This is a genomic window from Candidatus Micrarchaeia archaeon (assembly GCA_041653315.1).
GTDB lineage: Archaea > Micrarchaeota > Micrarchaeia > Anstonellales > JAHKLY01 > JAHKLY01.
The window spans coordinates 48451-57752 of record JBAZFO010000004.1 but is presented as its reverse complement, the minus strand read 5'-3'; the positions used below and the strand labels follow the sequence as shown (position 1 = coordinate 57752).

The 9302-nt window shown below is 56.4% G+C and carries 11 protein-coding genes; all 11 read left to right on the top strand.

Features of this window, described 5'->3' with window-relative positions; translation table 11 throughout:
- Positions 1–68 precede the first annotated feature (68 nt).
- The 11 genes from WC356_01810 to WC356_01760 all read left to right on the top strand — a co-directional run bounded on the left by WC356_01810 (position 69) and on the right by WC356_01760 (position 9249).
- Positions 69–968, top strand: a complete 900-nt coding sequence (locus WC356_01810) for a glycosyltransferase family A protein (protein MFA5381871.1) — start codon at positions 69–71, stop codon at positions 966–968.
- A complete protein-coding gene (locus WC356_01805; protein ID MFA5381870.1) occupies positions 965–1645 on the top strand; it encodes a glycosyltransferase in 681 nt (226 codons plus the stop codon). The genes WC356_01810 and WC356_01805 overlap by 4 nt, the downstream gene beginning before the upstream one ends.
- Positions 1626–2264: a class I SAM-dependent methyltransferase gene (locus WC356_01800; protein MFA5381869.1), complete on the top strand. Its 639-nt coding sequence runs from the start codon at positions 1626–1628 to the stop codon at positions 2262–2264. Before WC356_01805 ends, WC356_01800 begins: the two co-directional genes overlap by 20 nt.
- A gap of 31 nt (positions 2265–2295) precedes the next feature.
- A complete protein-coding gene (locus WC356_01795; protein ID MFA5381868.1) occupies positions 2296–2904 on the top strand; it encodes a hypothetical protein in 609 nt (202 codons plus the stop codon).
- Entirely contained in the window at positions 2850–3557 is a 708-nt protein-coding gene (locus WC356_01790; protein MFA5381867.1) for a hypothetical protein, read from the top strand. Before WC356_01795 ends, WC356_01790 begins: the two co-directional genes overlap by 55 nt.
- A gap of 23 nt (positions 3558–3580) precedes the next feature.
- Positions 3581–3862 (top strand): hypothetical protein, encoded by a 282-nt coding sequence (locus WC356_01785; protein ID MFA5381866.1) that lies wholly within the window; start codon positions 3581–3583, stop codon positions 3860–3862.
- Positions 3863–3890: 28 nt separating this feature from the next.
- Entirely contained in the window at positions 3891–4322 is a 432-nt protein-coding gene (locus WC356_01780) for a hypothetical protein (GenBank protein MFA5381865.1), read from the top strand.
- 13 nt (positions 4323–4335) lie between these two features.
- Complete coding sequence (locus WC356_01775; GenBank protein MFA5381864.1) at positions 4336–5505, top strand: hypothetical protein; 1170 nt, start codon at positions 4336–4338, stop codon at positions 5503–5505.
- A gap of 15 nt (positions 5506–5520) precedes the next feature.
- Positions 5521–5922: a hypothetical protein gene (locus WC356_01770; protein MFA5381863.1), complete on the top strand. Its 402-nt coding sequence runs from the start codon at positions 5521–5523 to the stop codon at positions 5920–5922.
- A gap of 83 nt (positions 5923–6005) precedes the next feature.
- Positions 6006–6257 (top strand): hypothetical protein, encoded by a 252-nt coding sequence (locus tag WC356_01765; protein MFA5381862.1) that lies wholly within the window; start codon positions 6006–6008, stop codon positions 6255–6257.
- Between the two features lies 1 nt (position 6258).
- Positions 6259–9249: a hypothetical protein gene (locus WC356_01760; protein ID MFA5381861.1), complete on the top strand. Its 2991-nt coding sequence runs from the start codon at positions 6259–6261 to the stop codon at positions 9247–9249.
- The last annotated feature ends 53 nt before the right edge of the window (positions 9250–9302 follow it).

The window sequence follows — 9302 nt, the reverse complement described above, 5'->3', positions numbered from 1 at the left end:
CATGGCCGCCGCCATCCTGCCGGTGACTCAGGTTAACGACGTGGAGTTCAGCGTTTAAGGGGCCGATAATGCAGCAACAGGCGACACAGGCGGTTTACCGGGTCAAGGCGGGCTACTCAATCCAGCTTCCGTTTCAACGGACGGTTCAGGGCGGTGAGTTATTGGAAAACCCCTCCCCTGAACTGGTGCGATTGAACGCCTGGAAACTTGACCTGGTAAAATCGGCTGACATCGCCCCTGATCCTCTCCCGGTTGCTTCCGTGGCTCCGGGAGGGGACATTTCCATTATCATCCCGGCGTGGAAAGCGGCGGACTTTTTGCAGGAGTGTCTCGATTCGCTGGTGGCCCAAACGTATTTCCAGGGCGGCGCACAACATGAAATCCTCCTGGGGGTGGACGCTTGCAAATCCACCCGGTGGCGGGCTCTTAAAATAGCGCAGAATTATGAAAATTTGCAGATCCATTGGTTTAGCAATAACTACGGCCCTTATTTAGTCAAAAACAGCCTGGCGGCCCTGGCCAAACATGACCGGCTCCTGTTTTTCGATACAGACGATACGGCCAACCCCGACATGATTGAACGCCTATTAGAGCATGACAAAAGTCCGGGCGGCACCGCCGTCTACATGATGGGAACCGACATGGAGTCTGGGGAACAGAAGCAAACGTGCGGCGTTTTCCTTATTAGAAAAAAAATCTTCCTGGCGATGGGCGGGTTCATGCCCTGGCCTTGTGCGGCGGATACTGAGTTTATGAAACGGCTGACCTCCGCCAAGATCAAAGCGGTATGCGCCAACAAGAAGCCCTTGATGAATCGGCGGGTCCACAAAAATCAGATCACCGTCAAGCCTGATACCGGGTTCGGCTCGGATTTGCGAGCCTGCTATATCCAGCAAATTAAGCAGATTCAGCGGCTGGGGGTCGTCAATATCGGGTTGGTTACGGCCAAGAGTGAGAGGTTGGCATGATCATGAAAAAGTTGAGCCACATCATCATCACCCGCATGGCTTTCAATCCGGAAGACCCTCAATGGGGGTGGCGGCTGCCTTTCTATCAGTCTATGGCGCTGCCCCGATTACTGCGGCAAACCGACCAGAACTTTGAAATTTGGGTCCGGTGCCACCCGGCCCACAATGACATCGTAGCAGCTCTACACCCCAAGGTTCACCCTTTCCAGGGCTACGGGGTGGAAGATGAGAAAATGGAATTTCCGGCAGATGAGCAGGTGCGCAATTATCGACTGCCCCGGGCTCATATCCAAACCCGCTTGGATTGTGATGACCTGGTGAGTGAAGACTTTGTAGCCCGGATTCACCAGGAGGTGAGTAGGGGGCCAGACAAGCCTTTGCTGGTGAGCTTCCAGCCTTGGAAACTGGACCTCTATACCCTGACCCGGTATCGCATGGGGCAACGGTATGGGAGCGAGAACACCTCCATGTTTTTGAGCCTCTATCAGCCGGAGATTGGCGGTGGAAAATACTGGCGGATCATGGACTACCGGCATGGCCATATCTGGCGGGAATTGGGCGAGCCGGTGGAGGTGGTGACTATCCCGGAGGGCTACTGCGACATGGTGATCCATGACAAGAACAAATTGACCGTCATCTTGAAGGGGGACCGACCGCTTGAAATATCAAATGCCTGATCCGCCGATTGAGGGCGCCAGGAGCATGAGCGCCATTTGCCTGCAATGGCTGTATGAAACGGCGCAAGGCATGGCTTCCATTGTGGAGGTCGGTTCTTACAAGGGCCGGTCCACTCATGCCCTGTGCTCCGGCTGTCCCGGGACGGTAACTGCTGTTGACCACTGGATAATGATGTTTGGGCCGCGGGCCGGAACCTTCCGGGCGGGGGCGCTGGCCACCTTCAAAGAAAACGTGGGGCACTTCAAAAACTTGAACATCATCCAGGCGCCCTCATTGGAAGCCGTTTTGACTTTTAAGGACGCCTCAATCGATATGGTTTTTATCGACGGCGATCACTCTTATGAGGGGGTCAAGGCCGACGTTCTGGCGTGGATCCCCAAGGCTAAGAAGCTCATTTGCGGCCATGATTACCACGGGGCGACGCCTGGGGTTATTCAAGCCGTTGAAGAGCTTTTCCCTGGCCGGTTCCGGGTGATTCCGCAAACCAACATCTGGGCCGTTGATTTGGAGGTTAAGAGTGGAGACAAACCGGAAACAGGAAAGCGCGGGCGGAAACCGGGAACGAGGAAATCAAAAGAAAGAAGCCCCGGAAGCCCCGCCCCAAGACCGGATGATTAAGGCGCCGCCGGAGAGGAAATAGGGCAACCCCATGGACCTGACCACCATCGCAAGCGTGCAGCGCCTCCTTGGCGAAACCGAAGCCCTGGACGCCGATGTGCAGGCGCAGCTTGAGGCCAAGATCACTGAGGTTTCGGTTCGGGCCGCGACTTTCTGCAATCGTGAATTTGAGCGGATCGAACGGGTGTCATATCACGACGGCGGAGGGCAGTATCTTTTTCTTACTGAGCGTCCCGTGCAAGAGATCGCCGAAATCCTCTATTCCAGCGTCTGGGAATGGGATTCGGCTACGGAATACGGCACCTCCGATTACGCCCTGGTGAATCCCAAGGCCGGGATGATCGGTTACAAGGGCGGCGGGTGCTGGCCCTCGGGGGCCAAGGCTTACCAGGTCACTTACACCGGGGGCTATGATCCGGCCCCGGCTGATGGCGAAACCCCTGATGAAGATTACGTGGCCATTCCGGCGGACCTGGAGGGGGCCATTTGTCAGCAAGTCGTCTATGAGTGGCGGCGGCGCAATGATCCGGGTCTGAGTGCAGTGTCTCTCCCGGATGGCACAATCAACAAGATGCAGGTGGGCGAGTGGCTGGAGTCGGTGAAGGCCGCCCTGAACCGCTACCGAGTGAGACCCGGCTGATGGCACAAGACGCCTTAGAATACCTGAAAGCTATCGAATTGGGGATTATCGCCAAAGCGATGCAGGCCCTCAATCGGACAAACCAAAAACTCAAGGCACACCTGTTGCGGGATCACTTGGCCGGACCCGGGGAGGGTTCTCTGGCCAAGCGCACCGGAAACCTGGCCCGCTCCATAACCGAAGAGGCCGCTTTGCCGGAAGGTGGCGGCACCGTGATATCGGCCAAGCTCCATGCCGGGATGAATTACGCCAAGACGCATTTCGGCCCCAAGGGCAGCACGTTTACGATCAAACCGAAAGGCGGGAAGCGGTTTCTGACTATCCCTACCGACTTCGCCTTAACCAATGCCGGAGTGGCCAAGGGGCGAATGCAGAATGTGGGCGGCAAATGGACCTTTTTGGGGATGCCTACCTTCATCGCCAAGGGGATTATTTTCGGATATGCAGATGGCGCTAATCGGCGCTCGGAGGGTATGCGCCAGCGCCGGGCGGCGGGGCAGTCCTTCAAAAAGGCCGACATTATCCCGCTGTTTATCCTGAAGGGCTCCGTAGTCGTCAAGCGCCGTATCGACCCCAAGGTGGATATGATCCAGTGGGCCAAGCCGGTTTTGATTGAAGAAATAAAGAAGGCCGGGCTCTTTAAGGTCGGGTAAAGAAAAAATAAAAGGAGAATCAAATGAGTTGGAGTGTAAATGCAACTGGTAAACCCGCAGAAGTAAAAGACGAAATGGATAAGCAGTTGACCTTCCCCCTTGCTGACGCCCCGGCGGGCCTTGATGATGAGAGGGAAAAGGAAACAGTTCGGCGTATTCAGGGGGCGATTTCCCAGTGCCTGTCAACCTTTGACCCGGAGCAAGAGGTCGTTGTCAATGCAAACGGTCATATGGGTTTTGAGAATTATGATACAAAGGCGGGTTCTTATCAATTTGTGAACCTGTCAATCAGACCGAAAATTTAGCATGGCGGATACTGTCAAAACTACGATCATGAAAGCCCTGGAGACGGCCTTATCAGCCGACGTCGCCGGAGTTGACAAGATACACCGCCGGGACCCGATAGGAACGGACCTGGATAAGATCAAACAAGCGGAACTCTTTTTCTATGAAGACGATCACGACCGGGAACGGGGCAACCGGCACGCTGAGGGAATTATCCGTCTGGAGATGGTGGCTTTTATCCGCCTCAAGGCCGACAAGGACCATGGCTATCAAACCTTTTACGATCAGGCGGATGAGGTCGCCGCCCAAGTTTACATGGTGATGAACGGCTCTTCGGTTCTGGTGAGTCCGGTCATTCGGGTTGAAGAGGAATCGAAGCGCCCCGCGATAGGGAATGAAGCATTCGGCGAGTTGGTCCTGCGTTACCGGGTCACCTACGGTCACGCCTTGAATAACCCCTTTACCACCACTTTAACGTAGGAGGATATAAGCCATGTCTACCGCTCCCAGCTTAGACAATATCACCATCCCTGGAGGGATCGTCCTCAATTTTGACGAGGGCTCCGGGATGCGGGACCTGGGGGAGATTGTGCCCGACAGCCTCTCCATCGAACCCAAAACTGAGGAACTGAAGGTGAAGTCCCAGCGTTCCGGCAAATTGCGCACGCTGAAAACCTTCGCGATCGATGAAGAGATCGTGATGAAGTTCAAGCTGATTGAGCCCAATACCGACAACCTGCGGCCCTTTTTCAAGGGCGGGGCTGTCACCGTAGTAGGGGAAAGCACTGAGGCCGTGGTTGATGAGGCGGTCACTCTGAACGGCGAATTGCCCAGTTCCCTGCTCGGTTACGGGGTCTCTTCTGTTACCGTGCGTCAGTTCCTGGACAAGGTGTTTCTCTACGACGACAGCGCCGAGGCGTTCGTGGACCATAGCGTCGAAGCCGACTCGCTGGCCGGGACACCCTTTGACACCCTGGAAGAGGCCGGAGATCTGCTCTATCTGGGCAAGGCCACTCCGTTCACCGAAGTCTATTTCGACTTTGCTGTGCCCGGGGAATACGGCGCCGTGGTGGTGAAGTATTGGAACGGGAGCGCCTGGGCGGCGGTGAGCAATCTGGCCGGGGCGGGTGCGGCTCTGGCGGCGGACGGCAAGATGAATTTCGATCTGCCGGCGGACTGGGCCACTGCCCTTGTCAACGGCTATACCGGGTACTTTATCCAGATCAGCGCCACGACTCCTTGGACCACGGTGGCGACCGTCAACGCTATCCGGCAGAACGCGGTGCGCAATACCGACTACATCCAGGACCCGGGGCAGGTGGCGGGCGGGTTGCTACAGGGCCGTATCGGACGGCTGGCGGCGGGCTTCCTGGCCGACGGGGAAGAGGTGAAGGTGAGCTATACCAAAACCACCTGGGAAAGCCTGCGGTTCCCGATGGCCACCGCCGAATTCCAGGAAGGGTCGGCCCGGTTGGATTTCGCCCCCTCCACGGGCCTGACTGGCAAGTACCATATTTCCAAGTGCCAGCTCAAGCCGGACGGCACCCTCTCCTTTGACCCCAAAAAGGAGATGCAGCTTGGTATGACCCTGGAGGTCCTGGACGACTATGCGAACAATCCCACGGAGCCCTTCGGCTATTGGGAAGCCCTGAGCGAGTCGTAAACATAGGGAGAATGTATGCAGCCTGAAAAGGGAAAAGTTAAGGATGAAGTGGCGACCCTGTTGCCGGAAGTGGAGATCGGCCCTTACCAGATCAAGCCTTGGTCGTTCGGGCGCTTCAAGAAGGTCTATCCGGCTCTGATCGGGCTTATTCCGGTCCTCAAAAGCCTGGATATGACTCCGGAGAACGCCCAGGAGGTCTTGCTGGACAAGGGGGCGGAAATCATTGAAGGCATCTTGCCGGTCATGTCCGGTTTGATTGCGGCCACCCTGGATATTCCGGAAACAGAAGTTGACGATATGGCGTTCGACCAGGCCGCGACAATCGGTCTCACCATCATCGTCCAGAACATCGAACGAATAAAAAACTCCTTGCCCCTGATCATGGGCCAGTTCAAAGCGATGGTCAGGGCGGCTTAGAGTTCACCCGGGCGCTGGCGGTCCTGGTCGACCATGGCCATGACCACCAGGCCTTGCTCCACGAGTACCCGATAGATTTGGTGTTGCAGTATTACCGGGCGGTTTTGAAGAACCAAAAGGAAGAACTTAAGGTACAGGTCCTGGGTTTCTCAGTTGCCGTCATGAACGCCCTGGACTTGGCCCTGGGGAAAGGTGAGGGGAAGATATTGGAAAACTGGCTCATGGCACTGGACGGGAAGCCGGCAGTCGGGACGGCAAAAAAAACTGGTCGGCAATCCACCCTCTCTCCCGATGCCATAGCCTTTCTTAGCGGGATGCCCGTGAAGGGGAAATAAGATGGCCGATCAAACCGAACTCGCTCTGTTGCTCAGCAAGATCGTCCTGGACCTGTCCGACCTGAAAAGGGATCTGGCCCAGGGCCGCTCTGAAATGCAGAGCTTCAAAACCATGGCCCAGGGCGTGGGCGAGTCGGTCAAGAAGGCCTTTGCATTCGCTGGAGTGGCGGTCGGTATCTATGAGGTGGTCACCGCCCTCCGGGATTTCGCTAAGGACGCCGCCATGGTGGGGGCCAGGACCGAGACCCTGGCCGTGGGCATGGAACTTGTCGGTAAAAATGCCGGAATGTCCAAGGGGTCTCTGGATTACTATGTGGGACAACTCAAAAAGCTCGGCATTACTACTCAGGAGGCCATGAATGCTGTCACTCGCTTCGTGGTTTCCGGCATGCCATTGGAGAAAATTGAGCAGTTGGCGGATGTGGCCCGCAACCAAGCGGCCCTGGTAGGCAAGAATACCTCCGAAGCCTTTAACGACATCCTGACCGGCATCGTTACACAGCAACCGGAAATTCTCCGCAAATATCTGCTTAATATCGGCCTCTTGTCAACAGTCCTGGGTAAATCAGCGGACAGCCTTGATCCGCTAACCCGTTCCATGAAGGTGCTTAATGCCTCCCTGGATGCGGGGCAGCGCTCAGCGGGGGCTTATAAAGCGGAGATGGAGACGGTGGGCAAGCAGTTGAATTCGATGGCCCGCTATGCCGAAGAAGCTAAGGACGCCCTCTGGCCGATTTTCCAACCGGCCATGATGGGTTTCGTTCAAGAAATGACCCGGGGCTATAAAGACCTCGAAGCCTGGGCCAAAGCCAACAAGGAGCGGCTGGCAGAATGGGGGAAGGCCGGGGCCGAATGGGTGAAGTGGTTGGCCACAGGCATCCGCGATATTGGGGCCTTTATTGCTGAAAATAAGAACCTGCTCAAAACCTTGGCGGAAATTTATATAGCCAATAAGGCGGCGGGTTGGATCATAGCCCTGACTACTGCCCTGAAGGGCGCCTCGGTAGCCATGACCGCGGCGGCGACGACAGCCAGTGGCCTTCAGACCTGGCTCCTCGGCCTTACGGCCAACCCCTGGACCATTGCCATCATAGTAACCCTATTTGGACTCAAGGCAGCTTATGACGCTATAAGCGATATTCAAAAGCGGGCTACCCTTCCGGGTACTGAGCGCCCCGGTTTCATGTGGCCCTGGCAAGTGCCGACGGCTTCACAAGCTACTTCTTCTCCTCCGAGTGAAGTACCAGGGAATATAGACATTTATCACAGACCGCAAGTAAAAAATCCAGATGGTTCTATCAGCACCGTCCGTTCAATGTCATTTAATGAAGAAGACCTGGAAGTTCTGATTCCTACCGTCAGTAATGATGCACGAATAATGAATGACCAAGAAGCCATTGATTATTATCATAATACTGGCCAATTTTTAGGAAAATTTAAAAGTATTGAGCAAGCTAATAATTATGCTGAGTGGCTCCACAATCAGCAAGCAGCTTTGATAGAAAATCAGCAAGAAGTTTCTGATGTCCCGGCAAACCTCCGGGGACGGATGACGATGGAGGACTTGAAGGAATCGGGTAAAACCGGCCAGGTACAGGATTATTTAGCCGCCTGGGCCACAACTCCCGATACCGCCCTGGCCGAAGCCAAGGCAGCTCACCAGAAGGCCTTGGATGATGCCAAGAAATATGCCGGAGGGGGAGATAAGGATAAAAAGGGTGCCAAGGAAGCCACCGACAACCTCCTGGCTCCCATGCTCGCCATGCTCAAGGTCAAGCGGGAGGCCGAACTGGCCGACGCCCAGAACTCTTTAGACCTGCTTAAGTCCACCAATGATAAGAAGCGGAGTGAGATTGACAAGAGCCTGTCCGATGACCTGATCGACGGCCAGACCTATTACCTGCGCCTCCAGGAGTTGCAGCAAGCAGAAACCACCGCGGCCCTGGCCATGATCGCCCAGAAAAAGAGTGCTCAGGAGAAGGCGTATCAAGAGGCCCTGACTGAACTGGAGGCCGATGAGAAGTTGAGCCCCGCGGCCCAGGAGATCGCCCGGCAGAAGCTGGCGGCCGAGAACAAGAAGACCCTGGCCAAGTTGGACACGGAAGCGGCCCAGGCCCGGTTGGAAGGCGAAAAGCGGGTCACCGATGAACTGAAGCGCCAGGTGGAAGCCCGGCAACAATCCATACAGAAAACCGAGGATCTGAACCTCGAGACTTCACAACTCTTAGGGCAGATCACGGACCAGGAAGCGAAGCTGCAACGTCTGGTGCTGGAATGGCAGCGGGCCAAGCAGGAGGCCATGAGGCGGGGCGCCACCCCGGAAGAGTTGACGGCCCTGGACGCCAACCTGGGCGCCAAGCAGTTCGACGTGAAGTACGGCCAGACCATGAACAGCATTGCTGGCGAGTTTTCCTCCGGGGTGTCCAACATCATCAACGGCATCCGCCAGGGCACCGTAGATATCGGTAACACCCTGATTGAGATGTTCAACAGCATCATGATGAGCGCCCTGAAGCCGGGGTTCGACGCCCTGGGGACCGCCTTGACCAGCGCCGTCAAGTGGCTGCTCAACAGCCTTAGCGGGGCCATGGGGGGCGGGAACCTGTTCGGCGGCGGTGCTACGCCAGCCGCGGCGGGCGGGGGCGGAGAGTCGCTGGTAGGTGTCTCCAATGCCTTCAGCGCCGCCAACTTCAGCTTTCAGGAGATGGCGGCGGGCGGGATTGCCTATGAGCCCACCCTGGCCATGATCGCCGAGGCCGGGGAGCCCGAAGTGGTGTCACCTTTGAGTGACTTGAAAAATTTCCTTAGTGCCGGCCAGTCCCCGACGAATGTCATCGTGAACAATAACGCCCCCAATACCCAGGCCGGTGCCGAGACGCAACCGAACGGCGATGTCATCGTGACCGTGGACCAGATGGCCGCCAAAGCCTACAACCGCCGCGGCGCACTTTACAAAGCGATCAACCGTGGCGGCGGCGCCACAAAGAGGTAACACCTTGCCAACCTGGCCCGCAACCTTACCGGCTGAACCGAATAGCGACACCC